The organism is Micromonospora sp. M42, from assembly GCF_000568915.1.
GTDB lineage: Bacteria > Actinomycetota > Actinomycetes > Mycobacteriales > Micromonosporaceae > Micromonospora > Micromonospora chalcea.
In genome coordinates this window covers 880585-881524 of sequence record NZ_KK037233.1, presented here as the reverse complement: position 1 = coordinate 881524, position 940 = coordinate 880585, and the positions used below count along the sequence as shown (strand labels likewise).

Annotated in this window: 1 protein-coding gene; it reads left to right on the top strand. The window is 72.9% G+C overall.

Annotation, left to right across the window (positions count from 1 at the left end):
• Positions 1-342: 342 nt before the first annotated feature.
• The coding region (locus tag MCBG_RS33600) for a peptidoglycan recognition protein family protein (RefSeq protein ID WP_223201046.1) at positions 343-940 on the top strand (598 nt) is incomplete at its 3' end.

The window sequence follows — 940 nt, the reverse complement described above, 5'->3', positions numbered from 1 at the left end:
CGGCGTCCGATGGGCGCTTCCGGACGGCGCGCAGCCGCCCGTCGTGGCGGCGGCGCCACCAGCCGAACGCGGTGGCGGCCGCGAGCACCGCGACGAGCACGAGAATCCCGGCCGGGCTGGGCGACTGCACGGGTCCAGGCTGCCACGGCCGATCACGACGCGACATGGTCCGTCCCGGTCAGCGGACGTGAGATCGCCTACTCCGGCGGTAGGAGCGGCCCGGCGAACGTCGCTTTTGTCCTCTGGCGCGCCGCGCCGCCTTGGCAATATTCTCCACCTCGCGCGCAGCCGTTGGAGTTCCTTTACATCACCCGGCCCCGGCCGGGCCATCGAGGAGGCGGAATGCACTTCGACCACCCCGAGCTGGACCGCCGTACGCTGCTGCGGGCCGGTCTCGGCGCCGCCGCGGTCGCGGTCGTCGGGAGCGAGCTCGTCCGGCCGGCCGCCGCGCACGCCGCGCCGGGCGCGGACCTCGACTGGATCATCAGTTGCGACGAGTGGGCCGCCCGCCCGCCGGCCGATCCGCTGTCGGTGAGCGCGACCCCCACCAACAAGATCATCGTGCACCACATGGCGTTCCCGAACGTCACGGACTACTCCGAGGAGCACGCCAAGCAGCTCGCCCGCGACTGCCAGGACCTGCACATGGACGGCAACGGCTGGTCCGACACCGGGCAGCACTTCACCGTCAGCCGCGGCGGCCACGTCCTGGAGGGACGGCACGGCAGCCTGGACCGGCTGCGCGCCGGCGACCGGCAGATGATCGCCGCGCACTGCCCGGGCGAGAACGGGCGGGCCATCGGCATCGAGAACGAGGGCACGTACGTCACCGAGACGCCGCCGGAGGAACTGCTCGACTCCCTCGCCCGGCTGTGCGCCGCGATCTGCCGGCAGTACGGGCTGCACGCCCACGACATCTTCGGCCACTGGGACTTCCGGG